This is a genomic window from Nostoc sp. XA010, assembly GCF_020829625.1.
Taxonomy (GTDB): Bacteria; Cyanobacteriota; Cyanobacteriia; order Cyanobacteriales; family Nostocaceae; genus Nostoc.
In genome coordinates this window covers 1-25,992 of record NZ_JAIVFX010000011.1, presented here as the reverse complement: position 1 = coordinate 25,992, position 25,992 = coordinate 1, and the positions used below count along the sequence as shown (strand labels likewise).

Below are 25,992 nucleotides of genomic sequence, written 5' to 3'. Positions count from 1 at the left end.
CAGCTACCGCTAACAGGACTTAAAACTGATGCAGAATAGGCAAGAAGAAATTTCGCAAGTGGTAGTGACTGCTGTGCAGATGCGCGATATTGAAGATCGGATCTTTGCAGCAGGAATGCCTGTAGTAGCTTTAATGGAAAAGGTGGCGGGATTAATTGCCCGTCGCATTCAAGAGATCCCCCCAACCCCCCTTAAAAAGCAGGGCTACATCCTTTCAAACTCGCCGCAGGCGGGGGGATCTCGTGTTGGAATTCTTGTCGGCCCGGGTCATAATGGCGGGGATGCTTTAGTAGTAGCCCGTGAATTACACTTTCGCGGGTATGAGGTTTGGATTTATTCTCCTTTCTCTAAGCTCAAAGAATTAACTTCGCAGCACTTACAGTATGCTCAGAGTTTGGGCATTCCAATTTATCAAACAATTGAGCAACTGCCAAATTCTGATTTGTTAATTGATGGCTTGTTTGGATTTGGTTTAGAAAGAAACCTTACTGATCCCATCGCCTCTGCAATTAATCAGTTAAATCAATTGCCTGCGCCGATTTATAGTATTGATATACCTTCAGGCTTACACACTGATACAGGCGAAGTATTAGGAACTGCCATTCGCGCCACTCACACTTTTTGCTTGGGTTTATGGAAACTAGCTTTCTTCCAAGATCAGGCATTAGAATATCTCGGCAAAGCTGAGTTAATCGATTTCGATATTCCTTTAGCTGATGTGGAAGCTGTTCTAAAAGATGCACCCAGAATTAAACGTATTACACCAGCAACGGTACTTGCTAATTTACCCCTACCTCGTCCACCAGTCACCCACAAATATAAGGAAGGACATTTATTGTTGATTTGTGGTTCGCGGCGCTATGCAGGTGGAGCAATTTTAACTGGTTTGGGTGCTAGGGCTAGTGGTGTGGGGATGCTTTCGATCGCTGTACCCGAATCGCTGAAATCTCTTTTGGTGTCACATTTGCCAGAAGCGCTAATTGTCGGTTGTCCAGAGACGGAAACTGGAGCGATTGCTCAATTACAATTACCAGAAAAAACCGATCTGAGTTCTTTTAATGCCATCGCTTGTGGCCCCGGTTTAACACGAGATGCTACTCCCATTGTGCAAGAAGTCATAGAAAGCGAACGCCCTCTAATTCTCGATGCCGATGGTTTAAATATCTTGGCACAAATGGGAGCGATCGCCACATTAAAAAAACGTCTTGCTGTAACCGTACTCACACCCCACACTGGCGAATTCCAACGATTGTTTCCTGATGTCCCCGATGCCAAACATGACAGGGTACAAGCAGTACGGGAAGCAGCAGCCCAAAGTGAGGCGATAGTATTGTTGAAAGGGGCGAGAACTGCGATCGCAAACCCTCAAGGTGCTGTTTGGATCATTCCTGAAAGCACACCCGCCTTAGCGCGTGGCGGTAGCGGTGACGTGTTAACTGGGCTACTGGGTGGATTGTTGGCGCAAGCAGCAACGAAGCAGATTGCCGTAGAAGATATTGTGGCAACTGCTGCATGGTGGCATTCGCAAGCGGGTATAATAGCCGCCCAAGAGCGTACTGAATTGGGTGTAGATGCGTTTACATTGACACAATATTTGATAAAAGTTCTAAGTAATTAAACAGCTTTTAACTATGACTCTAGAAATCGACACCGAAAAAGAAAAATTACAGCCAAGTACTAATTTAAAGACAAATCAAGAAACAGAAAACGAAAAAGTTTTATGTCCTCATTGTCAGCGCACCGCTACGAACGGTATTAAATGTAAAGGCATTTGTGTGGCTGACAATGACTATTAAAGTGTGAATTTTCTCGCTCCTGAATATTCCAATTTCCATTGAAGATAAAGTTTTTCATTGCCCAAAGTATGAAAATTGAAGGCACGGAAATTTCTTGGTTGAGGCAGGCTGGCGTTGCAGGGGGAGAGAAGAACTACTGAACAATAACTCTTTTTCCTCCTCTGCCTCCCCTGCTTATCCGAACCGTATTGGGTGAGCGCGACACTTTGACTGTTACAAAAATGTGGTTAACGACAAAGCCTTTAAAATGCCATTCCCAGTCTCCGACGAGGAACGAAGAATTTGTATCAGCCATTGGCTAAATACCAACGCTGTAGCGCCAACCGTTGAATTTCGCGCCAGGGAATATTATGTTTTCGGGCTAAGTCTGCACAATCTTCATATTCTGGCTGCACATTTGCAATAACTTTTTCTGGTGATTGCCCTTTCCATGCTACCTTGACGCGCACTTGACCATATTCAATTTCCACTTGTTGAATTTCCCGTTGTAAAATGGCGCGTTGCTGAGTTGTTCGTCGAATACCCAAAGTAGTGGTTTCGCGGAATATAACCGTTTCACAACTGAGTAAATTTTCTGGATGACAAATCACAGTCAGCAAAATCCCTGGACGGGACTTTTTCATACCGATCGCTTGGGTAAAAACATCCACTGCACCAGCCGCAAACAACGCCTCAAACACATAGCTGATCGCTTGTGGATTTAAATCATCAATTTGAGTTTCTAGTACTGATATCGTTTCTAAATTTGAGCTAGTATCTTCAAAATCGCTGAAATTTGACTGTAAACTTGCACTTTCACCCACCCAAAGACGTAAAATATTAGGAATGGGTAAATTTATGGTTCCTGCTCCCAATCCTATCTGCTTGATAGCGATCGCAGGTGGTGAACCAAAATCTCTTGCCAAAGTAGTAGCGATCGCAGCTCCTGTTGGTGTCACCAGTTCTCTATCAATCCCATTACTATAAACTGGACAACCCCGCATTTCCCACAGCTTTAATACTGCTGGTACTGGTACTGTCATCTGACCATGTGCAGCCCGAACAGTGCCGCCACCAGTCGGGAACGCCGAGCAGTAAAGTAGGGGCCATCCTTCCTCATTGCTCTCAATCCCCAACCAATCTAACCCCAGACAAGTACCCACAATATCTACGATCGCATCTACAGCACCCACCTCATGAAAATGAACTTTTTCAGGAGAAATGCCATGCACCGCCCCTTCTGCGACTGCTAGCTGTCGGAATACCGCCAAACTCCAAGCTTCTGGCCGTAATGGCAACCCCGCTTTGATAATCATCTGCTCTATTTCTGGCAAGTGCCGTGTGTGATCATGACTGTGTTCGCGATCGTGGTCGTGGTCGTGGTGGTGGTGGCGATCGTGTACTAAATCCACATGGACTTTAGTCGCCTGCTGACCATTCCGTTGGACAAATTCCGCCCTTAAGTGATATTCCTGTTCAATACCCAACCCATTGAGTTTTTCAATTAAATACTCCACAGGAACACCCAAACTTACCAAAGTACCCAGGCACATATCACCAGAAATTCCTGTCGGACATTGAAGATAAGCAATTTTATTCATAATAAATTAGTCATTAGTCATTAGTAATTAGTCATTGGGCATTGGTTATTAATTTTTCTCCTCTGCTCCCCCTGCCCCTGCCCCCACTCCCCACTCCCCCTGTTATGGCAAAAATTTTCCCAGTTCATCCGGATAATCCTCAAGTTCGCCGAATAGAGGAAATAAAGTCGGCGCTTTCTAGTGGCGCAGTCATGCTTTACCCTACTGATACAGTCTATGCGATCGGTTGTGATTTGAATGCCAAGTCGGCGGTAGAACGAGTGCGGCAAATTAAACAGCTAGCAAATGATAAACCACTGACATTTTTATGTCCCTCGCTTTCAAATGTGGCTACTTATGCCTTCGTAAGTGACACAGCCTATCGAATTATGAAACGCCTGATTCCAGGGCCATACACGTTTTTGCTCCCAGCAACTAAATTAGTACCGCGATTGGTGCAAAGCCCCAAGCGGAAAACTACTGGAATTAGAGTACCAAACCATACTGTGTGTTTGGAGTTGCTGGCAGCCTTGGGCAATCCGATTATTTCAACTTCAGCACATCTGCCACCAGATGAAGCAGATAATGGCATGATTCGGATAGATCCAGAAACTGTTCAGTCGCGGGTAGAGCTATTTGACCGTTTGGATAAATTGGTAGACATAATTGTAGACACTGGTGAAGAACCTACTTATGAAGTATCTACTATTTTGGATATGACTGGAGACGAAGCAGCAATTATACGGAGGGGTTTAGGTTGGGAAGCAGCAGCAGCATGGGTATAAGAATTCCGGGACTGGGGATTGGGTATTGGCTACTGGGGAAAAAATTCTTTTAAGATTTGGTTGGGGTATGAATCCACATACTCATCTTCCCAATCCCCAGTCCCTAGTCCCCAGCCCCTACTTCACAGGCGCACCTCTCCGTTTCGGAAATTGTGATAAAAGCGACTCCAGTTTTTAAATTGTCATATTTTAAGGCTATGTCTACAACGGGCACAGATGCAATAACAGGATGGTAGCAACAGTTGGTACAGCAAGGGATTTGACAACTTTGAGAAAATGGCGGGTACTTGTGTCCCAGCGTCAATGTGGTAGCTTGTGAAAAAACCGACACATTTCCATAACTGTAACTCTCTCGTATTTCCTACAGTTTTATATATGAGCTTTAGATGTGAGCATTACATGCGGCAAGCCTTGATGGATAAATGCCTAAAGATTCGTAAGCCAAGACCGGCCTTGATTGCTGTCTCTGCGTTGTAATTACGGTGCAATACTACTGGAAAAGTCATGAAATCTAACGTCGTTAATCTACCAAACTCTACACCCATTTTTGATAATCACCTTTCGACTGAAGAATTTTCAGACAGCAGCAGCGAAACCTTGATTGAATTGCTGTGTCAGGAAATGCAAGCGCAAGTGAAAGCAGCACCGAGGTGCGTAGAAGCTTTAGCAAACCGCATAGCCGTAGAAGTAGAACGCATTTGCGATAAAAGCTCCCGTATCCAAACATCTGGGGAAATCAAATCCTGGCAGATTACCTTGGGAAGGCATCGGATGCACAAATGCTTACGTTACTACCAACTAGGTTCAAAACAAGGGCGCGTGGAATTACATAGCAATTTGGGTGCTATGGTTTACCGTCATGTAACTATATCCGGCTCTGAGTTGGGTTTTGAGGCTCGTTACAGCCTGATTGAAGATTTTTTACAAGCATTTTATATCGAAGCTATCAAAGCTTTCCGTAGAGAAAACGAACTACCTAACGATCACACGCCGCGTACTCAGCTGCAATTAGCTGAATATATGGCCTTTACAGAGCAGTATGCCAAACGTCGGATCAATTTACCTGGTGGTGCAAATCAGCAATTGATTATCTTGCGGGCCCAAGGCTTTGCTCGTCGTCAGCCGCAAGAAACTACCGTGGATATTGAAATGGCGGTAGAGTCTGCTAAGGGTGAAGAAGCGGAATCTTACCAGCGTAACTCGGCGGTGCAGCAGTTGCGATCGCAAATGATTGCCCAAACTAATTTTGATCCATCCGAAGAATCAGAACGCGATCGCGTCATCACTGAATTGATGAAATACCTGGATTCTCAAGGTCAATCTGACTGTATGAACTACCTCAGTTTGAAACTTCAAGACCTCTCAGCCCCAGAAATTGACCAAATTCTCGGTTTAACTAGCCGTCAGCGCGATTATCTCCAACAACGGTTTAAATATCACGTAGAAAAGTTTGCCAAACAACACCATTGGCAATTGGTACATCAATGGTTAGGTGCGGGTTTAGAGCAAAAATTGGGTTTATCTTCCCAGCAGTGGGAAATCTTTGTGAATCAACTAACAGAACAGCAACAGCAAATATTAAAGTTAAAAACTGCACGGGAAAATGACGTTGCGATCGCTAAAACCATCAAATGCACCCCCAAACAGTTACAAAAGCGCTGGACTCAACTTTTAGAACTAGCATGGTCTATTCGCAACGGTCATACTGAAGCACAGACAGGTTGAAGTCAAAACGAAATAACTAAAATTCATCCAAGCTAAATTCCAGTTATTAGAAATGTTGTTATAGATATAGCGGTTTCAGGGTGTAATAATGAAGGTGAATAAAATCACAGAAAACCATGAACCCAGTATTTCCCGAACTCTCTAGTCTTTCGAGAGCGGAAAAAGTTCAACTGGTAGAAGATTTATAAGATGAGATTGCCGCTACACCAGCAGCACTCCCAGTTTTAGATTGGCAGAAACAAGAGCTAGCCCGTCGCAAAGCCCAATATCAACAAAACCCAGCCATTGGTAGCAGTTGGGAAGATGTAAAAGCCAGAATCTCTCAACGGCATGGCTAGAAACTTAACTATCCTTATAGCCGCAGAACTAGACATTATTGAAGCTTATGACTGGTACGAGGGGCGCTAATTTTGGTTAGGCGCTGAGTTCCTACGCTGTATTGATGCCTGCCTGAATTTAATTCAGCGTCACCCCAGCACATACCAGATTGTTCATGAAACTTATCGCCGCGCTACAATTAGGCGTTTCCCCTACTAGGACTTACGTACCGTACAAATTAACCATAATATGCAATACGATATTTGGTCGTTTTAGGATTCTTCGCTATCTAATTTTTGCTATATTATACTGTATTTGATTGACAAAACATCGGCAAACAAGAACCATATATATGAAAGTTGTAGTAACAGGTTCGTTAGGGAACATTAGCAAACCACTAACAGAAGAGTTAGTGCAAAAAGGTCATTCGGTTATGGTTATCAGCAGCAAAGCCGAAAGACAAAAAGACATTGAGTCCATTGGTGCAAAAGCCGCTATCGGCACAATTGAAGACGCTGATTTTCTATCAGAGACTTTCAAAGGTGCAGATGTAGTTTATGTTATGGAAACGCTTGCGTCTGACAGTTTCTTTGACCAAAATGTTGATGTCGTAGCTGGTATTACCAAGATTGGCAATAATTACAAACAAGCCATTCAACAGTCTGGCGTAAAGCGTGTAGTTCATCTCAGCAGTATTGGCGCTCATAGTGATAAAGGCACTGGTCTTATTGCTATGCATTACAATGTAGAAAACATTTTGAAACAATTGCCAAACGATGTTTCCATTAAATTTATGCGCCCTGTTGGTTTTTACACCACCATGTTTCCCTTTATACAAACCATAAAAACAAAAAACGTAATCGTTTCCAACTATGGTGGTGATGAAAAAGAACCTTGGGTTTCACCTTTAGACATTGCGGCTACTATTGCTGAAGAAATTGAAAAACCTTTTGACGGCAGAGAAATTCATTACATAGCAAGCGATGAAGTTTCGCCAAATGAAGTGGCAAAAATTCTGGGTGAAGCAATCGGAAAACCTGATTTGAAATGGTTGGTAATTCCTGACGAACAATTCCTAGATGGTTTATTAGCAGCAGGAATGAACCCGCAAACTGCCAAAGGTTTTGTGGAAATAAATGTAAGCAAATTTAGCGGTGTAATGTACGAAGATTATTACCGCAATAGACCAAAGCTTATGGGAAAAGTAAAGCTGACAGATTTCGCAAAAGAATTTGCTACTGCTTTTTCAAAAGGTTGATTGTCTTTGTATAAAAAAACGTAACTGCTCACCGCAAGAAAGTAAGCTTGTTGACAATGAGGCAAGTGGTGGCATCATAGTATAAGCTGCTAATTATGAAAAAAGTGCCACCGCTTGAATTATCTAAAGAAATAGCTAGGACTTACGCATTGACAAAGACAGTCAGATATGCACGAAGACTTCTGGGCGAAATTTAAGATGCGATCGCCTACGGCGGGCGCAAGCGCCATAGCGAATCAGTAGGGGCAATAAAATGGTAGATAATACCTAATGTTGGGTAGATTTAGGGTTTGGACTATATTTATCTCTTCAAGTGGCTCGTGATTTCATTTTGAAACATCTACAACAGAAGCTGGGCTTGAATACACATAGTGACTTTTATGTCAATGCTAAGTCCTACCTACGTCGTTTTTTACGAGTTTAATGAACAGGAGATTATTATCTACGCTGTTTTGCACTGTTCCCAAGACCCAGAAAAATGGCGTAGTCGCTTGCAATAGTTGGTCTTTAAGGCTAAAGAAAAATCCATTATTTTAACTATTATCTGAATTACTAACTCCTTCCTCATCCAAATTATTAATACATTTGTATTTATTTAGTACAAAAGTACCAAACTTTCGGATTTTTTTACCTATTAATCCAACCTTGTTTAGTCAAAATAAAAAATTCATATTAAGCAACTAACCCTTTTTTACTGCTTCTGTGAAATCCTATAATAAGCAGGACTTTTGGCAGAGGGATTAAAGATGGCTCTGACTCAAGGTGGACGGGCAAATAAGTCTGGGAATATTTTAGAAGGAAATGTAGAAGCAATTTTGACTGGACATAATTATTTCCAAGTCGGGAACTATGTCCCAAAAGAATTTGTATTAAATGCTGCTTTATTGCCAAAACGTTATGGAAAAGAAGTTTATATTGGAACTGGAATTTATCATACCCTTCTGAAAGTAGATTTTTATGTTGTTGGCTCACCTGCAATGCCATCTGGCTTAATTTTTGAGTGCAAATGGCAAGAAAGCCCCGGTTCCGTTGATGAAAAGTTTCCTTACTTGAACATGAACATCCAGAACTATTACCCTGCACCAACTATCGTCATACTAGGCGGTGAAGGTATGCGAGAAGGCGCAAGCAAATGGCTAAAAGCTAGAGTTAATGATAACCATAATTTATTAGCAGTTTATAGTTTAGACAGATTCATTGCTTGGGCAAATAAAAATCTTTAAAAGATGTAATTAGTAATTCGTAAATCATCCCTCTATTTTTAATGTTTGAATTAATTGATCGGGCTGCTTTAATTTTGTAGGTTTCAAAATTAACATCAGTATAAATTTTGTTAATAAATTCGCTATCAGAATTACACACCATAACTTTGACACCACGACTTGCTAACTCTGCACAAGTATCTCTCAAAAGCTCTTGGTCTTTTTTACTAAAACAATTCTGGCTATAAGCAGTAAAATAGCTAGTGTTGCTGATAGGATGGTAGGGCGGGTCAAAAAATACAAAGTCATCACTGCTAGTTGCATGATTTAAGACTTCTGTAAAATTTGCTTGTTTAATTTCTGCATGAGAAAGCGCTTCTGAGGCTGCTTTTAATAAAACCTCAGAACAAATATTGGGATTTTCATATCTGCCTAAAGGCACATTGAATTTACCCTGAGAGTTGACACGATAAAGACCATTAAAACAAGTCTTATTAAGATAAATTATCCGAGCAGCTTTTTCTATATCAGTACCACCACAGTGATTTCGGATACTATAGTAATAATCTTTATCATGCCGGATTTTATGCTCTTTCAATAGAGAAATTAATTCCTCAACATGATCTCTTACACAACAATAAGTGTTAATTAATTCGGCATTAATATCAGTCAAAATTGCTGTACTTGGTTGGAGATAGAAAAAAACAGCACCACCACCCAAGAATGGCTCATAGTAATTTTTATAACTTTTGGGAAAATAAGGAATATATTGCTGTATCAACCTACTTTTACCCCCTGCCCACTTCAAAAATGGACGCGGGCTAGTTTCCTTGGGGATTTGAATTACCATTTACTTGTGATTTAACTGAAAATAATCGTGACTAAATAAAGCCAATATAACCGACGAAGTATATTTTATATTAACTGCTAATTTTCCAGCCGCATAGATTACAATTGAGTAGATAAACCATATCAAAACAAACGTAAGTATATAACAAGGCAGTTGACATTCAAATGTTTGACGGATTTTGGGATAACGTCTTTCGCTACCCCCGGTACTTAATTACTATCGTCTTAGGACTGTTTATTAACACCTTTGCGCCGTTAGTGCCATTGTTGAAGCGCCCAGTCACCTTAATCGCTATCTTGGGTTTGTTTGTGAGCAGCCTAGTCTTCCTTACTCTCACCCTACGGGCAATGCTGGGCTTGAGTACAATCTAGACTAGCGCTATATCAGGGCTGTGCCCCACAGACGGTTGCTCTTGGCGTTGCTTGCGCTAAGTACTGTCTACTTAACTTAGATGTATTTTTGTTGTACAACCTCTGTGATGAGGCGAAATTTTTATGGCTACAAATCGTCGGGTTTCCCGCGTTGCTGAATTGATCAAACGGGAAGTTAGCCAAATGCTGCTCAACGGCATCAAGGATGACCGTGTGGGTACAGGAATGGTAAGTGTTACTGATGTTGATGTTTCCGGCGATCTCCAACACGCCAAAATCTACGTCAGTATCTATGGTACAGATGAAGCTAAAGCAGAAACAATGGCAGGCTTAAAGTCGGCCACAGGTTACGTCCGCAGTGAACTTGGGGCGCGGGTACGGCTACGTCGTACACCAGAGGTGCTGTTTCTCGAAGATCGTTCCATAGAACGCGGTAATAAAGTACTGGCACTACTAAACCAACTTAACCATCAGCGTCCCCCAGAAAATCTGGTAGCAGTAGAAGATAGCACCGATCAAGATGATGAATCATTTGATGAATGAGTAACTGAAATAACAATGTAACTTCAGAACAATTAATCTCAGCAAATCCGCCAAACAATTTACAGACGTGACCAAATCGCGTCTGTTTTAATATGACCATAATCTATTTCAGGGATCAGTAGTTGCATATATACGTTTTTTACTTGCCTCGTTCGGTTCAGGAATTTCTTAGTTGAGGCAGGTTCTTGAAGCAAGGGGAGCAGGGAGAGCTGAGGAGAAAGTCCCCCCTCATCTCCCTCATCCCCCCTGCCTTCCCTGCCTCCTGCAATTGGAAATCCTTTACTCGACCCTTCTACAGATGTTTATCCAAAGAAAACTGTGTGGCGTTAGTGCTGAAATTAACCAAGTAATTACGCCTCTATTTAAGAAATTGTTAACAGATGCTGGGGTGAAAGCCTTCGTAGGTTACTTTAGCCGTTATGTTTTGCAACACTTTATACCCTAGTATCTGACAAATATTCTTGTGTTGTTTACCCTTAGATAAATACCAGCAGTTCTAGATCAGGCTTTAAAGTGATTATTTGATATGTAAGCGATTGCGCCCTGAACTCTTCCCAACCACCAAATCTTGCCTAAATACAGTAATAGCAAGACTTTCAGACTTGTTGCATAAAAACTATACAGCCGCTATAGCAGGTTAAGTTAACTACTCGGAATTTTTTTTGTAAAGCGGATTTTCGACAAATGTCAGAATTCGTTGACTTTCTTAACATATCTTGAGATAATTTCAGGAGATGTAGCGTCAAAATAAAAATAGTTCCGTATAGCAAACTACAAAATCCTAGCCACAAGTCTAATTTCTGTAATGTTTGTTCCTAATTATTAAGGGGAACACTATCGTAAGTGTTAATTTGTGAGTAAAAAACATGAGTGTGAATACGGTGCCTTCTATCAATTACTACTCTCTCGATCTGATTCAAGACGAAGCACGCCGACTGGTGCAAAAGGGAATCATTAGCCGACAACAGCCAATATATACCCTCTGCCAATACATTCCAGCGAGAGAGTGGGTTTGCGTTGAATGTGAATTAGAGAAATGTGACTTTTTGTTACGCGATCGCATTGGCGACCTAATTGGTCGTGAACAGTGGGACAACGACTAATTAATGTTTGATTTAAAATTTGGGATTGGGGGTTCATTTTCGATGTGTGGATGTCACCATCAACGATCCGACGCCCAATCTAGGGGATAATCTCTGGTTTTTGATGAGCATTGTCCCATATAGAATCTTGCTAGAATCTTGCGTTTTTCATTAATCTAGTACCGCCAGGCGGAAGTCAGCCCCTTCTCTACGAGACGCTACGCGAATGGGGAAGTCAAAAGTCAAAAGGCTTTAATTTCGGGCTTTCTGGCTGTAATGAAATAGTAGGTTTATTTCCGCCGACCTGTACTAGAACCATTGGAGTCTGAATTTATACAAATATTCAAGTTAAAGAAGGCATCAAAACCATTTGTTGTCTACATTTGGTGCTATAGCTTGAGTCTACTAAGTAGATTCTGTGACGTTACTATATTTATCTAATAGGTAAATGTAGGAACTTCACTTTGGACTCGTAATTCATTGCATCGCTTCCCTAAATTAAGGGATAGTCTGCTTGCTGTTCAAAGCCATCCGTCTTGAAAAGTTGGCTAAGTCCGGCTAACCCTCACCATTTGCGACAATAGAGAGAAACTCCGCAAGCAACTGGCTCAATTTTCGCAAAATCCAAAATTTGTATAGTATTTTTTTATAATCTCGAAAAGCACAGAAAAATCACATGAACTATTATCCTACTTGCTCTAAGTAATTATTAATGTCTTCAATGATGCGAGTAAGTTCAGCTTCAGTAGTCAAGCGGATGTTGACGTTGCGGACAGTCAGCAAAACTTTTGCTGCGAAGGGTGTTGGCCAGATATTAGGATTACAGAAAATTTCTAAAAATACATCACCCGTATAACGATATTCCAGGGGGGGCTGGGGAGTTACTTTACCACCGCCGGGAGTGGGTTTAGTGGCGACAGCTTTCAGACGCTCCATCAATTGATCTGTTGCTGCTTTTAACTCTCGTGCTGCTTGGGGTGAAAAACTGAAGGAGACAGAACCTTCAATTAGGTTCAAGGTTAGAGGAATTGAAGACATTTTTTATTAAAACTTCTTTATAAGTACTAATATTACCGGAAAAAGAGACGAAGCCGCCGTTCCTCTTGGTGGCTTCGTCTTTTTTTCGAGGATGCGCCCGAATCTTGGCGCTGGCATCGTCGTCAGACAAATTTACATAATCGGACTTTTCTTGGTTTTGCTTTGGTTGCCGAATCAGGCTGCGAAGCCGCCATGAATTTTCAGGTTCGTACCGGTGAAATATCCCCCATCCCTGCGGGACGCTACGCGTAGCAAGATCCCCAAAAGGTACGCTTTTAGGGCAGGGGAGCAGGGAGCAGGGGATATAGAAAAGAATTAGGATTCGATACTTTTTCGCTGTTGGTTAAAGGTAGTAAATTAAACTCATTAGACTCATCAATTTCCCTGAGTAAGTACAGCTTACTGATGGTCATGATCATCTCTTTGAATGCAATTCGGTCTGACCTAACTGGATGTATGAATAACAAATTTAATTAAAATATTTTTATAATTAATGCTAAAAATCTGCTGTTATCTGTAGAGGTATTATTAATACATATAAAGCTTGTAGCTGTTGTTAGTTATAAAGAATCTCAACAAAATAGTATAAAACATAGAGCCTATAGAGAGACTTAATTTTTACTGCGTAAGACTTTGATACATTTTATTAGTGTCTATTTATGTTTTAAGTTTTACATTAGAAGTCATAGAACTTGATGTGATAAATTATCTATGATTTACGATAACCGCGCCGAAGTGCGAAAGGTTTTAATTATTACCCTACTACTCAACCTGTTTGTAATGGGATTGAAAGCACTTGTGGGCTACTGGACTGGTTCTTTGAGTTTGCTAGCTGATGCCTTGCATAGTGTGACAGATAGCGCGAATAACGTTTTGGGATTAATTGCAAGTAAATTTTCTTCTCCACAACCCGATCGCGAGCATCCGTATGGACACAGCAAGTTTGAAGCTGTGGGCGCTTTAGGAATTGCCTCATTTTTAGGAATAGCCTGTTTTGAAATTCTGCAAGGAGTAATCGAGCGAATTCTCAAAGGTGGTGGTGAACCTGTGAAAATATCGCCGCCTGAGTTGTGGTTATTACTAATTGTGTTGGGCGTGAATATTTTTGTGGCGTTTTACGAACGTGCTGTGGGTAGGCGTGTAGGTAGCTCAATTCTCATAGCTGACGCGACACATACGATGAGCGATATTTGGGTAACAATCTCTGTAATTACCGGTTTGATCGGAGTTTGGCTAGGTTATCAATGGATGGATTTGGTGTTATCTTTTCCTGTCGCTTTGTTGGTATTTTGGAGTGGTTGGTCAGTTTTAAAAGAGAATTTGCCTTGGCTAGTGGATCAAATGGCGATCGCACCAGAAGCAATTCATGCGATCGCTACTTCTGTTCCAGGTGTAATTAACTGTCATGATATTGCTTCTCGCGGTGTTCTTGGTCGTCAAGTCTTTATCGAAATGCATTTAATAGTAGATGCACCAGACGTAGAAACCGCTCACCACATCACCGAAGAAGTAGAAAGCCGATTAGAAGAACGGTTCCGTCCAGTCAGGATTTTAATTCACGTTGAGCCACCAGCCTATAAGTCTGAGCAAATTAGCTTTGAAACTGGAGCGAAGTAATTTAAGCAATTCCAAATCACGCCCTATTCATTTAATGACCTACAAATGACTGCATCTTTGCGTTAACTCTTATAAGAAGCAAGCAAATCAGCGACGATCGCAACTAGTTCTCCTGGATCAACCGGTTTCGCCACATGAGCCTGAAAGCCCGCTTCCAGGGCACGGCTACGATACTCGCTATCGCCATAGGCAGTTAAAGCTATAGCCGGGAGTTTTTCCCAAATATCAGACTTCAGCGCCCGGATCTTGCGGATAAGAGTGTAGCCATCTTCACCAGGCATAGCAATATCACAAATTAAAACTTCTGGTTGCAACTCAGGTAATACTTTCAATGCTACCTCTGCCGATGCAACTGCTATGACGGTGGCTCCATCAGCTTCCAACACGGTAGTAATGTAAAATCGGCTATCGTCATCATCATCAACTACGAGGATGTTTAAGCCAGCAAGGGGCAGAGCAGGTTCCATAACATCTCCATTAATGTTGATCACATGAAAGTTATTTCTAATGAGCTGCTTGTTTTTCTCAGTGGCCATACCATTGGTAATTTTACTGCGATCGCGTCTATTTTCCTAGAAAATAACTCAATTCGTCTAGCTACCATCAAGTAGATGGTTAATTATTGGCTGGAATTTATAATTATTGACGGGATAAAACTATGTTGGTGTTTAATTCCTTAATTAACTTTTACCATTGAATAAAATTACGTCCTGTAGGGTGCATTAAAATGAAATCCGTAACGCACCATTTATAATAATTTGGTGTCGTACTCTCGCAGCTACACACCCTATTAGCATGTCAAGGCTAAATTTGTGCAATAAATTTTACAGGTTGGGTTGAGCAATGCTCAACCCAACCCAACCTACACTTAATGCATCATTTTAGCGTTGACACCCTACTACGTATCTTTTGAAATATCAAATAGTAGTCCCATAACAGGTTGGGATTTTAGTAGAAGTAAACCACGAATAAATTCGCTTGCTCTTGGTGCAGACGCCGCGTGAACAGACTTTTTTAAATTTGGAATTTTGAATCTTTCAATTCCATTATTCAAAATTTAAATCAAATTCGGTGATGAGCTTCTGCGCTAAGTCAACTCAAAACTTGGTTACTCCCATTCAATGGTTCCAGGCGGCTTAGAGGTGATGTCATAAACCACCCGATTCACCCCCTTTACCTCATTCACAATCCGAGTGGAAATCACTTCCAGTACATCGTAAGGGACTCTTGCCCAATCAGCAGTCATGCCATCTTCACTGGTAACAATCCGCAAAACAATCGGGTAAGCATAAGTGCGTTGATCCCCCATAACACCAACACTACGAATTGGCAGCAATACAGCAAACGCTTGCCAGAAATCATGATACATACCGCGTTGGTTAATTTCTTGCCGGACAATCAAATCTGCATCGCGCAAAATATTTAACCGCTCAGATGTGACTTCCCCCAAAATGCGAATTGCCAAACCAGGCCCAGGAAAAGGTTGCCGTTGGACAATTTCTTCTGGTAAACCAATGGAACGCCCAACTTTGCGGACTTCATCTTTAAATAGTTTCCGCAGTGGTTCCACCAATTTAAATCTTAAGTCTTTGGGTAAACCGCCAACATTGTGATGACTTTTAATTTTCACCGCTACCCGCTCACCAGTTTGGGGATCAACGTTGGTGTCAGCAGATTCGATCACATCTGGATAAAGAGTCCCTTGAGCCAGATAATCAAAGTGGCCAAGGCGTTTGGATGTTTCCTCAAATACAGCAATAAATTCGTGTCCGATGCGGCGGCGTTTTTCTTCAGGATCAGTGATATCAGCAACTTTAGCTAAAAAGCGATCGCGAGCATTTACATACTCTACAGGAATGTGAAACTGCTCTTGGAAGAGTTTTACCAATCGTTCTGGCTCATACTTTCGCATAAAACCTTGATCGATAAATACGCAAGTCAGTTGCTCACCAATGGCTTTATACAGCAAGAAGGCTAGGGTAGAAGAATCCACTCCCCCAGACAGCGCCAACAGCACTCGCTTTTCACCAACTCTGGCGCGAATTTCCCGAATTGCCTCTTCGACAAAAGCGGCTGTTGTCCAAGTAGGTTCGCAATCGCAGATGTGATAGACAAAATTACGGATTAATGCTAAACCGCCAATAGAATGCACTACCTCTGGATGGAACTGAACGCCGTAAAGTTTCTTTTCGTGATCGGCGATCGCAGCACAGGGAGTGTTTTCTGTATGTGCCAGCAATTCAAACCCTGATGGCATTTTGGTAACTGAGTCTCCATGACTCATCCACATCGTAGTGCCATCTTCGACGTTAGTGAGCAAATCTGTGGGGTCATCAATATATAATGAGGCTTTGCCGTACTCACCTCGGTCAGCCTTTGCCACTTCGCCGCCGAGTTGGTTTACCATTAGCTGCATCCCATAGCAAACACCCAAGACGGGTATTCCCAAATTCCAGATTTCTGGGTCACAATGGGGAGCGTTATCACCATAAACCGAACTTGGCCCACCTGAGAGGATGATTCCCTTAGGATTAAGTTGGCGCAAATGTTCAGAAGTAGTGCGATAGGATAAAACTTCCGAGTATACTTGAGTCTCGCGGATGCGACGGGCAATCAACTCAGAATATTGAGAGCCGAAGTCCAGAATTACAATCAATTGGCGATCAAGTCTCCCCAAATTTTCCAATGTTTGGGGCGCTTGTTCTGTTGGTATCACCGCTGTGTTCATGACGGGAGTCTTATGTCTGTTAAGGGTAGATGCTTTGTGGTCTATGATGATGCTATTATTCAGCCTGGGTAGGCTGATAATGGTATAGAGAGCCGTTACAAACGCAAGATTATGTGCGTTTGTCGATATACTGACTGAGAGAGGGTATTAAAACGATTAACTTACCCTAGAGTGGTTACTTAGAAGATTATTTATTTGAATTGTTTACGATTATTCATAATAAATTAACATAATTTTCCCATCAACAGACCAGCAGTTTTACTCTTCACGATAATTTTGCGATCGCGATCAAAGAGGATAGAGCCACAGATTGTACTTCCTGTGCTGCTTTCCCTATGGTTTTGGATGTATTCTTGAGAACGAACATCGATAGTTTCGGCGATCGCACTGTAAACTTGATTTACCCAATCACTACCAGTTGATGCATCTAGGGATTTTAGGTATGTTAGGGCGGCTTCGGCGGTTGCACTGTTAAACACAGCTTGGATATCTGGTGATTTTAAACCTGCGATCGCACAGTGCGCTGCTAAAATTTCTCGCCGTCCATCAGCCAAGTAGTGATGGGTATGAAAAATCCCTCCAGCCAGCTTCATCAGCTTACCGTGATAGCCAAATAATAAGATTTCTTTCACGCCTAGCACATCAGCTTCTACTAACATTGGGCCAAGCCAGTTAGCAGTTTTGACCAATTGTTCAGGATTAATCCCTAGTTTACGCGCCAAATCTAGGCCATTTTCCCCGATACAGAATACTAAACTTTCAAAACGACTGGCTTTATTTTGTAACTCAGCCCGAAAAACTCCAAGCTGATCTGGTGTACTCAAGGGTTGAGAAATGCCAGTTGTGCCTAAAAGGGAAAGTCCTTCAACCACACCAAAAGCAGAATTTGAAGTGCGAACAGCAAGCGATCGCCCTTCGGGTAAAATAATCGTCACCGTGATTTTTTCCCCCGGTGCTAGCATTCGTTGCAAGTTTTCTTGCAACAGCCTTTGAGCATAAGCATAAATAGCAGGCTTGTCATCAGCATTTACCTGTCTGCCAATTCCTTCCCCACCTTTAATAATTACAGTATCATCACCCTGTTCTCGCCACTCTATCAATGCCCAAATTGGTGTATCTTTAGTCAAATCGAGATTATCACCAGGATCGCTGCGGGCGATCGCTAAAGCTGTATTCTCAGATAATCCTGCTACTTGTTCAATGGGGATTTCTGCGATTTTAGCGGGTTCAATCAAATCTATAGATGCTAAAGTTAGAGGTTGGCGATCGCGTAACCAATGTAAAGCTGCAACAGCAGCAGCACAGGCAAAGACAGGAAGTGTGTATCCAGAACGGGACATTTTGTAAATTTAAAAGTCAAAATAATTATTTAAAAATAAAGACAGTTTTAGGCTGCAATTTAGACATCAACTGTAGCTTACTTCCTTTAGGGTAACGTTCTCTCTCTACCTCCCTCAATAGGGTCGGCGTGCAACGGGCAATTTAGATCGTGTTTACTTTGCTGAGTTCGACGCGACCGCCTTCAAATACTTGCACCATTAGCTGATAACCCTCCATTAGGGACATCCCGACGAGTGGTTCTGAATCAGCCTCATCAATTGGGATTGTCAGAATATCTCCATCCCAAACTAAAACTGCTTCATAGACATTGAAAACGCATTCACTCCCATCTCCAAGAATGGCTCGTCCTCGCCTCTTCCATCTCAGATTCAACTGAGTGATCAAATCTGGAGTGAGTGAAAGCCAACCGTTAAAGCCTGTGTCCACAATCGCATCTTGTGTGTAAATTTTGCCATCGGAACCACAAACTGAAAGTGAAATAATCGGTTCAAAATCCGCGTTAACGATTCCGGTGATCATACGGCTTTTTTCATGCGTCCGCCGAATCGACGAACATGGCGAGAACCAATGCGGACAATCCAGATTTGAGCGTCTGGATGACTGGCTTCGAGGCGATCGCAGGCAGCGATTTCACTAGCATCGACTTCAAAAGCTCCGGTTTCGATGTCGATCGCCACAATCTTGCCATGATTATCTGCTTCAACCTGTGAGCGCACGTGAGATTCATAAATCTCATCGCCACGTCGAGCGAATTCTTCTTTGCCGTAGCGGGGTTGGCGAACTGTCATAGAAATAGCCTCGTGCTCACGCCTCTAATTTTTCTATTTTAGGCTAGCTTTTCCCTTCGCTCAGAGCCTACGGTTAGATAGAGCCAAGCTACCCAATAAACGGATCAGGACTGGAATTTTCCTACTTCATTCCACATCGCTAAAATCATAACCATATTCAGAGAGATAGACTTCCATTCCTAAATCATCCAGAATGCGAATCATCTCTGCCGAAATTACAGCACCGCCACCTCTAGCATTCTTACGTACCTTAAATCCAATATCTGCTACATACTTTCCTTTAGGGATCACTTTATGATTTGTTTTGAGCCATTCTTCTAGTTCGCCAATCTGTGTAGGTAGCTCCCACTCGGCGGGACTACACTCACCTATTGTCCCTATGTCATCACCTTCATCGTTATAAATATGAACAGGCATAATTTTAAGATGCTTATTATAAGTAGGCTTCTACTTCCGGTTGATGATTGAAGTAGAAGGCAATCGTAGCGATCACTACCCGAAAGCAGCAAAAGCTAGACACGCTTTGATATCTTCAGAAGTTAATTCAGAAAAATCCTCTAGGATTTCCGCTTCAGTCATTCCACTAGCAAGATACTCCAAAATATCATAAACAGTGATTCGCATTCCCCGGATACAGGGTTTACCACTGCGTTTTCCAGGTTCAATTGTAATAATGTCGTGGTAATTCATAATTAGTCAAGATATTGGTTGAATCAATGCGAACAGGAAGTAATAGTAGAATTGCAAAATCGCATCTTACATAATTCATTCCTACAAAATATGAAGTATTCAAAAATTGCTAAATGCTTACATGAACAGCTTTATTGCTTGCAAAATATCTTTCCCAATTTCAAGCAGTTGATAATAAGTGGCCGGATAGCCATCAGCCAGAATCAATTGATGAAGCTCAATCACATAAGGATCAAATCTATTTTCAGTTGCATCTGAGTTATCAGCTCCATGAGGGTGGCTTGCACCTAAAATATTAGCCACTCGCTTGATCAAAATTTCTCTCGAAATAGTAAGTTTCGGATGTTTTTCATTTTCTGATGGAACATCATATATACCTGAAGCAAGCCATTGGCTAAAAGTTAATTTTGCTTTTTGAACTTCTGGTAGTCCCGCCTCATAAAGCTTCTTGATTTCGTCAGGATTCAGAGCTCGGTTGACGATTCTAACCCCTCTCACTTCTACACCTGGACTTGATACTCCGCTCCCTAAGGGAAGATAAATATACTTACTACCCTTAAGAATCTTTTGAGCTTCCTTTTTACGAACTACGTTATTCAACTCAAGTTCTATACCTTGGCTTTGAGCAAGGGTATCGATTAGAGACTTCATATCAACCCACACTCGAAGCGTATGAGAAAAATCCAGAAAGCTTATAGAATCCTTAGTTAATGCTCCCTGGTAATGGCGATCTAATCTCTGATACTGTAATCTTACTTGTTCAATATCCATCTCAATTCCATTCACCAACAATAGTAATATATATGGACAATTTACTGAGCTAACATTGGGCTTGAAATGCTGTTAAAATTGTATTATAAATTGTAGTATAGCTTAGAAAATATCAACAATTGAAATATAGCAGTTCTCGATTATATGAGAACACCAAAGTCCTTACTGTGAAATCATTTCAGAATTTTTTTGTATCTTACTCAACGGCACATGAATAATATACTTTCCTCAAAAACTCCAGGTTTCAGAATGGACAGGGTTTAACTGCCCAATCCGGCATAATATCCCGAATAATAATGCTCCCATTGCGTCACCGATAGCGCAGCGTTAGCGAGTCGTCGAGCGTCATACCCCGTCGTAGAAATCGCTCCATCAACAATCTCAAAGTTAGCCTTGCTGTAAAATTACGAATTAGTAATTAGTCAAACACCTACTTCTAATAATAGAGTTTCCATAGCTTCCCAAGAAATTCCTTGTTCAATATAACGGGGTGCTTCAGGATTATAAGGACTGGCTACTCGGTCAATGTTGAGGATATTTGCCCCATCTGGTAGAACTGGTACATCTGCATCAAATGCCGTTGGACGCATCAAAGAACTAGAAAAGCCTTTGAAAATAGCAATTGTATCTTGCTCATCAGCAATTTCTACTGTTACAAGTAGAACTTCTTGGGGACGTTTAGCGGTGTATTGTTCCAGTCGCTTGCCAATGGAATCCATTTTTTTAAGAGTAGGAGTATGGTGTTGCAACAACGCTTACTGTGGTGTGGCCGAGCGTCCCTGCTTGCCCAGCTTAATCAGAACAAAATAGCTTAAGTAAAGCACATAAATTACTAAACTAGTTATGCCGAGAAAACCTAAAAATTCAGCCTTGCTATTAGCATGAAAATATTCTTTGAATAGCAACGGAGCCTCAAACCAAACGCGACAATAGGGAGTCTTCAGCGCACTACCAGAAAAAGCACAACCTAAAAAAGGGATAAAGGCTAGTGTACCCAAAATACAATAAACAGTTGTCGCCCAGCGCCAAGAAGTAAAAATCAATTTCAAAGCGCCACTGGTTTGATACTCAATTTCATCGTTGATATCCACCCAGAACCACAGCGAAATCGGGATCAATATCTGAGCTATCAACCCAGAAATAAAGCTAACTGGATACTGGGCAATCATTAAGTAAATTGTGATTGCTACCAGGCTAGATACTCGCCAGTATATACCCAATAAGCGTTGTATGGCTTCCGTTTTTTGCACAAATGCCCAAATCAGAAGAATTAGCGGAATAATTACCAGGAATAATACTGCCAGTCGGTAATCCATCCAGACGAAAGGGCGAAACCAAACGTTATAGTCCATAGTTTTTCTGAAACGATAAATAAAACATTTTTAACCAAGAACAAAATCCATAACTGACAAACTGTAAGCTATTACCTAGCTATTAGTCTATCTATAATTACATAACAGTTTAATCAAAGCACAAAGTCTAGCCTCAAGACTGCGCTCTAACTTCTTTGTGCAAGTAAGTGGCTACCCAACTTATACTATTTCAGGGAATTTATACTGTAAATACGTTTGTAGGGGCATACAGATGTACGCCCCTACAGTCAATTCATTTGTTGCAAAGATTTTTGGAAAAGGTATTAAATAGTAAATTGTTTAATTCACTTTCCTCAATCTCTCTATTTAGTAAAAAACAAGCAACTCAAAGACCCTAGACTCAGATTTTGCACCTATTTGCAAGTAGCGTCAGGAAGAGTTCTAAAACCCACCCACCGACTATATACTCGACACTCTCGGACAAAACCCCAATTTTTTGGGTGTAAAAGTTTCCTTTTAAGATAAAAAAAACCTCAAACTTTAACCCTTATACATCCGTAACTCCAAATATTTCACCCATTATTTACCTGTTGGGGCAAATGATGAAAGAGGGGAAGTAAGATTTTAGGCGGGAGTGAGGTGAGAGTGCAAGATTTGAGTAAGTAAATTTTGGTTGCTTGTTTACCAAACGAACAAAAAATTTACTTGTCTAAATTTTTAGTCGTCGTAAACTCGGCATTCAATTGCATCTGGGTTGTCATCACAATACTGTTCAAGAGAGTTTTTTGGCTTGCTTTGGCGCTTGTGGGAAGCTTCAGCTTGCAATTCTTCAACTGCATCCCAAGCAGCAGCACACTCTGGTGAACCACTACCGCTGATATCACAGACAGTACGCGCTTGCTCTACTTCTTCTTGGATTTTCTCTTGAATATCGCTCTTTGCTGTTTCTTGGATGTTGGTCATTGCTTTAGTCTCGTTGTGTGTTGTTAATACTAGTATAGAAAAACTTCAGAAATGGCAGATTTTAGCTTGATTACTAACCATTCTAACCATTCAGGTCATAAGTTAGGACTTTAGCCTATTGATTTATAACCAATACAGTAAACTGCCGCATCTATAATGCATTCATCTTTATTTTTTAAGATTTTCTGGAATTAGTACCATAGATAAACAATCATACAATATATTTAGATGCATCTATTAAGGAATGACAACCCCAGCTTCTTGGGATGGAGGAGACAAAAGGCTGGCACTAATTTTTGTCGGATGCAATTCTTCCCAAAATCAAAAATCAAAACCTACTAGCCCCAAAAGAAAAAGAAGCTCAAAACTCATGGCAGACCAAATGCAGTGGGCAAACGCCCTATCAACCCGTCATTCTTTGGAAGCAGCTGTTACAGATGTGGTGGAACGAGCTGTCTCATCGTTAACAGCACCTGCGGATCTAGGACTGGTATTCATTTCGTCTGCTTTTACGAGTGAGTATTCCCGACTGTTACCCTTGTTAGCTGAGAAACTTTCTGTGCCAGTGCTAATTGGCTGTAGTGGTGGAGGTGTGATTGGGACGACAGTTAACGGAGAAATCCAAGAATTGGAAGCTGAACCAGCTATTAGCTTGACTTTAGCGCACCTTCCAGGGGTGAAGGTTCAAGTCTTTCATGTTGTTGCTGAAGAATTACCTGACTTAGACAGTTCACCAGATACTTGGGTTGATTTGATCGGTGTGCCAACATCACCGACACCCCAGTTCATCTTGCTGTCTAGTTCTTTCGCTTCTGGAATCAACGATTTATTGCAGGGGTTGGATTTTGCTTATCCAGGATCGGTGATAGTGGGGGGACAGGCTAGCGGTGGGGGTATGGGTGGTCGTGTTGCCCTTTTTTGTAATGATACTGAGGGTGAGGAACACCAAAGCCTGTATCGTGAGGGTACTATCGGCATAGCTTTGACTGGCAATATTGTTTTGGAAACGATTGTAGCCCAAGGATGCCGACCGATTGGCAAACCATTGCAAGTTACAAAAGCCGATCGCAACATCATCTTAGAGTTAGATGAGAAAGTGCCGCTAGTGGTGTTGCGAGATTTGATTGCCAGCCTCAGCGAACACGAACGGACTTTAGCACAACACTCTCTGTTTGTTGGTGTAGCGATGGATGAATTTAAGCTGGCTTTGCAACAGGGAGACTTTTTAATTCGTGGTATTCTTGGGGTCGATCCAACAGCTGGGGCGATCGCAATTGGCGATCGTGTTCGTCCAGGACAAAGGCTGCAATTCCATATACGCGATGCCCAAGCCTCTGCTGAAGACCTAGAATTACTCCTCCAAAGTTATCAAACCCAACGAGAATCTGAACCCTCTGCCGTAGCTGCCTTAATGTTTGCCTGTCTGGGGCGAGGTGAAGGACTTTATGGTAAACCCAATTTCGATTCTGAACTATTTCGGCGCTACGTCAGCGATATTCCTGTAGGCGGCTTTTTCTGTGGTGGTGAAATCGGCCCTGTAGGCGGCAGAACTTTTTTACACGCCTACACCTCCGCATTTGGAATTTGTCGCCAAAATCAGTCATGAGTGATGAATTAGAGTCCTGACTCTGCCAATTTTGGATTTTGGATTTTGGATTTTAGATTAACCTCATACCTTCATGTAAAGGCTTGACCCGGATTTCTCCTAAGTGAGAAGTCCGGGTTTAGTTTATAGGCTATTGGCAAAAGTGGGATGCTCCCGTTTGGGCGCAAAATAGCTGTTTGTTGAGCATTTAGCTGTCCTTCTATATTTGCAGACATATATCGATATAAACGCTTTGAATACTTGTATATATAAACAAATATATTCTTTGTAGAGGCTAGTTTAAATATTAATTTATACCTTGTATTCTCTAACAAAAAGCTCGATGATTGATTGAGAAAGCAGATAGTTATAAATAAGTAAATAATGATATCGAAATATTTAATTATTTGCTTTAAATTATAGCAAAGAATATCTCCTGGCTATCTCAACTTTATTCATGTCAGAGTTCGATTAATCCAATGTTAGAAGGATGGATTCAAATTGTATTAACGTTACTAATTGTAGTAGCGATTACTCCATTTTTTTGGCGCTATATGGCGCGTATCTACCTTGAGCAAAGCACTTTTTTTGACCCAATTTTGAATCCGGTTGAGCGAGTGCTTTATGCCTTGGTTGGTGTTAAAAACAAAGAAAATATGACGGGTTGGCAATATGGGCGGGCAATCCTGTATAGCAACGTAGTAATGGGGTTACTGATTTTCTTTATCATCATGAATCAGGGATGGTTGCCCCTGAACCCTACGGGGATAAATGCCCCAACTTGGGATACAGCGCTACATACTACTATTTCTTTTATTACTAATACTAACCAGCAGCACTATTCTGGTGAAACCTACATGAGCTATGGCAGCCAAATGTGGGGGCTTGGTTATCACATGTTCACCTCTGCTGCGACTGGTTTTGCGGTAGGTATTGCTTTTATTCGGGGATTGACAGGTAGATCGTTAGGCAACTTTTATGTAGACCTAATTCGCTCGATTACCCGAATTTTGCTGCCTATTTGTATTGTGGACGGCATTGTCTTGATGGCAACTGGGGTTCCAGAAACTCTGGGGGGTGCAGTTGTATTCCCTACTTTGGAAAATCCGAATATTAGTCAGGCGATCGCTCGTGGCCCTGTTGCCCATTTTGAAATTATCAAGCAATTAGGGGAAAACGGCGGCGGCTTTTTCGCCATCAACTCGGCACATCCCTTTGAAAATCCCAACGGATTTTCTAATTTGATTCAAATCGTGGCGATGCTTTCGATTCCTACTTCCCTGATCTACACTTATGGATTGTTTGCGAATAACACTAAGCAAGCTTAGTTAGTCTATGGCATGGTTGGTGTTATCTATTTAGTATTTATCATCGTTACTGCCATTGGTGAATACAACGGCAATCCGGCTGTGAATTCACTGCTGGGTAGTCAGCAACCGAATTTAGAGGGTAAAGAAGTCCGGTTTGGTTGGGCACAATCTGCACTATTTGCGGTAAGTACAACCGGCACGATGTGCGGCGCAGTCAATAGTTTACGAGTCGTGATGCGGGTCATATTCAATTAATAAATGAATATGGTCTGGTGCGATTTCTAGTGCTTTAATGAACCATTTATTGTCATTAGCAACAGATTGAAATATTTGAATACATCGGAGTTTAAGAGGCTCAT

General features: G+C 41.6%; 26 protein-coding genes and 2 pseudogenes. 13 read left to right on the top strand and 15 right to left on the bottom strand.

Translation table 11 applies throughout. The features are described 5' to 3' along the window. The first annotated feature begins 28 nt into the window (after window positions 1-28). Together LC608_RS17510 and LC608_RS17505 are read left to right on the top strand one after the other, a co-directional pair. Entirely contained in the window at window positions 29-1,618 is a 1,590-nt protein-coding gene (locus LC608_RS17510) for an NAD(P)H-hydrate dehydratase (RefSeq protein ID WP_229554741.1), read from the top strand. Window positions 1,619-1,631: 13 nt separating this feature from the next. Continuing rightward, window positions 1,632-1,796: a hypothetical protein gene (locus LC608_RS17505; protein ID WP_229554740.1), complete on the top strand. Its 165-nt coding sequence runs from the start codon at window positions 1,632-1,634 to the stop codon at window positions 1,794-1,796. Between the two features lie 287 nt (window positions 1,797-2,083). Here the strand turns inward: LC608_RS17505 and larC are convergent, their stop codons facing one another. Continuing rightward, window positions 2,084-3,376: a nickel pincer cofactor biosynthesis protein LarC gene (gene larC / locus LC608_RS17500; RefSeq protein WP_229554739.1), complete on the bottom strand. Its 1,293-nt coding sequence runs from the start codon at window positions 3,374-3,376 to the stop codon at window positions 2,084-2,086. A 104-nt stretch (window positions 3,377-3,480) separates the two neighbouring features. Here larC and LC608_RS17495 point away from each other — a divergent pair, with 104 nt between their 5' ends. The 5 genes from LC608_RS17495 (at window position 3,481) to LC608_RS17475 (ending at window position 8,664) form a co-directional block, all read left to right on the top strand. Next, window positions 3,481-4,140, top strand: coding sequence for an L-threonylcarbamoyladenylate synthase (locus LC608_RS17495; RefSeq protein ID WP_229554738.1), 660 nt, complete (start codon window positions 3,481-3,483; stop codon window positions 4,138-4,140). 504 nt (window positions 4,141-4,644) lie between these two features. Continuing rightward, on the top strand, window positions 4,645-5,865 hold the full coding sequence (locus tag LC608_RS17490) for a HetZ-related protein (protein WP_229554737.1): 1,221 nt from the start codon (window positions 4,645-4,647) through the stop codon (window positions 5,863-5,865). Window positions 5,866-6,059: 194 nt separating this feature from the next. Then, window positions 6,060-6,203: an addiction module protein gene (locus LC608_RS17485; RefSeq protein ID WP_229554899.1), complete on the top strand. Its 144-nt coding sequence runs from the start codon at window positions 6,060-6,062 to the stop codon at window positions 6,201-6,203. Window positions 6,204-6,535: 332 nt separating this feature from the next. Beyond that, window positions 6,536-7,441, top strand: a complete 906-nt coding sequence (locus LC608_RS17480) for an NmrA family NAD(P)-binding protein (protein ID WP_229554736.1) — start codon at window positions 6,536-6,538, stop codon at window positions 7,439-7,441. 746 nt (window positions 7,442-8,187) lie between these two features. Then, complete coding sequence (locus LC608_RS17475; RefSeq protein ID WP_229554735.1) at window positions 8,188-8,664, top strand: PD-(D/E)XK nuclease superfamily protein; 477 nt, start codon at window positions 8,188-8,190, stop codon at window positions 8,662-8,664. On the opposite strand, the gene LC608_RS17470 is transcribed toward LC608_RS17475, so the two are convergent. Continuing rightward, window positions 8,636-9,493 carry a DNA adenine methylase gene (locus tag LC608_RS17470; protein ID WP_229554734.1) on the bottom strand — a complete coding sequence of 286 codons (858 nt, stop codon included), beginning with the start codon at window positions 9,491-9,493 and terminating at the stop codon, window positions 8,636-8,638. The genes LC608_RS17475 and LC608_RS17470 overlap by 29 nt on opposite strands. A gap of 164 nt (window positions 9,494-9,657) precedes the next feature. Here LC608_RS17470 and LC608_RS17465 point away from each other — a divergent pair, with 164 nt between their 5' ends. The 3 genes from LC608_RS17465 (at window position 9,658) to LC608_RS17455 (ending at window position 11,510) form a co-directional block, all read left to right on the top strand. Further along, window positions 9,658-9,864: a DUF751 family protein gene (locus LC608_RS17465; RefSeq protein ID WP_100901538.1), complete on the top strand. Its 207-nt coding sequence runs from the start codon at window positions 9,658-9,660 to the stop codon at window positions 9,862-9,864. A gap of 123 nt (window positions 9,865-9,987) precedes the next feature. Then, a complete protein-coding gene (gene rbfA / locus LC608_RS17460) occupies window positions 9,988-10,407 on the top strand; it encodes a 30S ribosome-binding factor RbfA (protein ID WP_229554733.1) in 420 nt (139 codons plus the stop codon). Window positions 10,408-11,273: 866 nt separating this feature from the next. Beyond that, a complete protein-coding gene (locus tag LC608_RS17455; RefSeq protein WP_229488075.1) occupies window positions 11,274-11,510 on the top strand; it encodes a DUF4327 family protein in 237 nt (78 codons plus the stop codon). A 663-nt stretch (window positions 11,511-12,173) separates the two neighbouring features. On the opposite strand, the gene LC608_RS17450 is transcribed toward LC608_RS17455, so the two are convergent. After that, window positions 12,174-12,527 carry a hypothetical protein gene (locus LC608_RS17450; protein WP_229554732.1) on the bottom strand — a complete coding sequence of 118 codons (354 nt, stop codon included), beginning with the start codon at window positions 12,525-12,527 and terminating at the stop codon, window positions 12,174-12,176. 711 nt (window positions 12,528-13,238) lie between these two features. Here LC608_RS17450 and LC608_RS17445 point away from each other — a divergent pair. Continuing rightward, window positions 13,239-14,144: a cation diffusion facilitator family transporter gene (locus tag LC608_RS17445; protein ID WP_229554731.1), complete on the top strand. Its 906-nt coding sequence runs from the start codon at window positions 13,239-13,241 to the stop codon at window positions 14,142-14,144. 62 nt (window positions 14,145-14,206) lie between these two features. Here the strand turns inward: LC608_RS17445 and LC608_RS17440 are convergent, their stop codons facing one another. The 11 genes from LC608_RS17440 to LC608_RS17390 form a co-directional block, all read right to left on the bottom strand. Beyond that, entirely contained in the window at window positions 14,207-14,611 is a 405-nt protein-coding gene (locus tag LC608_RS17440; RefSeq protein ID WP_229554730.1) for a response regulator, read from the bottom strand. Between the two features lie 641 nt (window positions 14,612-15,252). Next, window positions 15,253-16,872, bottom strand: a complete 1,620-nt coding sequence (gene guaA / locus LC608_RS17435; RefSeq protein ID WP_229554729.1) for a glutamine-hydrolyzing GMP synthase — start codon at window positions 16,870-16,872, stop codon at window positions 15,253-15,255. Window positions 16,873-17,096: 224 nt separating this feature from the next. Continuing rightward, window positions 17,097-18,212 carry a cobalt-precorrin-5B (C(1))-methyltransferase CbiD gene (gene cbiD, locus LC608_RS17430; RefSeq protein ID WP_229554728.1) on the bottom strand — a complete coding sequence of 372 codons (1,116 nt, stop codon included), beginning with the start codon at window positions 18,210-18,212 and terminating at the stop codon, window positions 17,097-17,099. A 142-nt stretch (window positions 18,213-18,354) separates the two neighbouring features. Next, a complete protein-coding gene (locus tag LC608_RS17425) occupies window positions 18,355-18,732 on the bottom strand; it encodes a clan AA aspartic protease (RefSeq protein WP_229554727.1) in 378 nt (125 codons plus the stop codon). Beyond that, window positions 18,729-19,001, bottom strand: coding sequence for a hypothetical protein (locus tag LC608_RS17420; RefSeq protein WP_229554726.1), 273 nt, complete (start codon window positions 18,999-19,001; stop codon window positions 18,729-18,731). The genes LC608_RS17425 and LC608_RS17420 overlap by 4 nt, the downstream gene beginning before the upstream one ends. A 126-nt stretch (window positions 19,002-19,127) precedes the next feature. Further along, window positions 19,128-19,418, bottom strand: coding sequence for a hypothetical protein (locus LC608_RS17415; protein WP_229554725.1), 291 nt, complete (start codon window positions 19,416-19,418; stop codon window positions 19,128-19,130). 75 nt (window positions 19,419-19,493) lie between these two features. Next, window positions 19,494-19,691 carry a DUF433 domain-containing protein gene (locus LC608_RS17410; protein WP_229554724.1) on the bottom strand — a complete coding sequence of 66 codons (198 nt, stop codon included), beginning with the start codon at window positions 19,689-19,691 and terminating at the stop codon, window positions 19,494-19,496. A gap of 117 nt (window positions 19,692-19,808) precedes the next feature. Then, entirely contained in the window at window positions 19,809-20,462 is a 654-nt protein-coding gene (locus tag LC608_RS17405; protein WP_229554723.1) for a hypothetical protein, read from the bottom strand. 422 nt (window positions 20,463-20,884) lie between these two features. Continuing rightward, window positions 20,885-21,181: a hypothetical protein gene (locus LC608_RS17400; protein ID WP_229554722.1), complete on the bottom strand. Its 297-nt coding sequence runs from the start codon at window positions 21,179-21,181 to the stop codon at window positions 20,885-20,887. A 36-nt stretch (window positions 21,182-21,217) separates the two neighbouring features. Further along, on the bottom strand, window positions 21,218-21,814 hold the full coding sequence (locus LC608_RS17395) for a DUF3177 family protein (protein WP_229554721.1): 597 nt from the start codon (window positions 21,812-21,814) through the stop codon (window positions 21,218-21,220). Between the two features lie 678 nt (window positions 21,815-22,492). Next, a complete protein-coding gene (locus LC608_RS17390; RefSeq protein ID WP_190894217.1) occupies window positions 22,493-22,738 on the bottom strand; it encodes a Calvin cycle protein CP12 in 246 nt (81 codons plus the stop codon). Window positions 22,739-23,108: 370 nt separating this feature from the next. Between LC608_RS17390 and LC608_RS17385 the strand changes: the two genes are divergently transcribed. Both LC608_RS17385 and kdpA read left to right on the top strand, forming a co-directional pair. Continuing rightward, a complete protein-coding gene (locus LC608_RS17385; protein ID WP_229554898.1) occupies window positions 23,109-24,344 on the top strand; it encodes an FIST N-terminal domain-containing protein in 1,236 nt (411 codons plus the stop codon). Between the two features lie 458 nt (window positions 24,345-24,802). Beyond that, a pseudogene (gene kdpA, locus LC608_RS17380) lies at window positions 24,803-25,858 on the top strand (potassium-transporting ATPase subunit KdpA); the annotation flags it as partial. A 6-nt stretch (window positions 25,859-25,864) separates the two neighbouring features. Here the strand turns inward: kdpA and LC608_RS17375 are convergent. Then, window positions 25,865-25,992, bottom strand: a pseudogene (locus LC608_RS17375) (transposase); the annotation flags it as partial.

Coding starts and splice junctions, on each gene's coding strand:
- LC608_RS17445 (WP_229554731.1), top strand. CDS start 13,239: ATGATTTACGATAACCGCGCCGAAGTGCGAAAGGTTTTAATTATTACC.
- larC (WP_229554739.1), bottom strand. CDS start 3,376: ATGAATAAAATTGCTTATCTTCAATGTCCGACAGGAATTTCTGGTGAT.
- LC608_RS17420 (WP_229554726.1), bottom strand. CDS start 19,001: ATGACAGTTCGCCAACCCCGCTACGGCAAAGAAGAATTCGCTCGACGT.
- LC608_RS17415 (WP_229554725.1), bottom strand. CDS start 19,418: ATGCCTGTTCATATTTATAACGATGAAGGTGATGACATAGGGACAATA.
- cbiD (WP_229554728.1), bottom strand. CDS start 18,212: ATGTCCCGTTCTGGATACACACTTCCTGTCTTTGCCTGTGCTGCTGCT.
- guaA (WP_229554729.1), bottom strand. CDS start 16,872: ATGAACACAGCGGTGATACCAACAGAACAAGCGCCCCAAACATTGGAA.
- LC608_RS17465 (WP_100901538.1), top strand. CDS start 9,658: ATGTTTGACGGATTTTGGGATAACGTCTTTCGCTACCCCCGGTACTTA.
- LC608_RS17495 (WP_229554738.1), top strand. CDS start 3,481: ATGGCAAAAATTTTCCCAGTTCATCCGGATAATCCTCAAGTTCGCCGA.
- LC608_RS17385 (WP_229554898.1), top strand. CDS start 23,109: ATGGCAGACCAAATGCAGTGGGCAAACGCCCTATCAACCCGTCATTCT.
- LC608_RS17470 (WP_229554734.1), bottom strand. CDS start 9,493: ATGGTAATTCAAATCCCCAAGGAAACTAGCCCGCGTCCATTTTTGAAG.
- LC608_RS17490 (WP_229554737.1), top strand. CDS start 4,645: ATGAAATCTAACGTCGTTAATCTACCAAACTCTACACCCATTTTTGAT.
- LC608_RS17390 (WP_190894217.1), bottom strand. CDS start 22,738: ATGACCAACATCCAAGAAACAGCAAAGAGCGATATTCAAGAGAAAATC.
- LC608_RS17510 (WP_229554741.1), top strand. CDS start 29: ATGCAGAATAGGCAAGAAGAAATTTCGCAAGTGGTAGTGACTGCTGTG.
- rbfA (WP_229554733.1), top strand. CDS start 9,988: ATGGCTACAAATCGTCGGGTTTCCCGCGTTGCTGAATTGATCAAACGG.
- LC608_RS17455 (WP_229488075.1), top strand. CDS start 11,274: ATGAGTGTGAATACGGTGCCTTCTATCAATTACTACTCTCTCGATCTG.
- LC608_RS17505 (WP_229554740.1), top strand. CDS start 1,632: ATGACTCTAGAAATCGACACCGAAAAAGAAAAATTACAGCCAAGTACT.
- LC608_RS17440 (WP_229554730.1), bottom strand. CDS start 14,611: ATGGAACCTGCTCTGCCCCTTGCTGGCTTAAACATCCTCGTAGTTGAT.
- LC608_RS17410 (WP_229554724.1), bottom strand. CDS start 19,691: ATGAATTACCACGACATTATTACAATTGAACCTGGAAAACGCAGTGGT.
- LC608_RS17425 (WP_229554727.1), bottom strand. CDS start 18,732: ATGATCACCGGAATCGTTAACGCGGATTTTGAACCGATTATTTCACTT.
- LC608_RS17475 (WP_229554735.1), top strand. CDS start 8,188: ATGGCTCTGACTCAAGGTGGACGGGCAAATAAGTCTGGGAATATTTTA.
- LC608_RS17400 (WP_229554722.1), bottom strand. CDS start 21,181: ATGGATTCCATTGGCAAGCGACTGGAACAATACACCGCTAAACGTCCC.
- LC608_RS17450 (WP_229554732.1), bottom strand. CDS start 12,527: ATGTCTTCAATTCCTCTAACCTTGAACCTAATTGAAGGTTCTGTCTCC.
- LC608_RS17480 (WP_229554736.1), top strand. CDS start 6,536: ATGAAAGTTGTAGTAACAGGTTCGTTAGGGAACATTAGCAAACCACTA.
- LC608_RS17405 (WP_229554723.1), bottom strand. CDS start 20,462: ATGGATATTGAACAAGTAAGATTACAGTATCAGAGATTAGATCGCCAT.
- LC608_RS17395 (WP_229554721.1), bottom strand. CDS start 21,814: ATGGACTATAACGTTTGGTTTCGCCCTTTCGTCTGGATGGATTACCGA.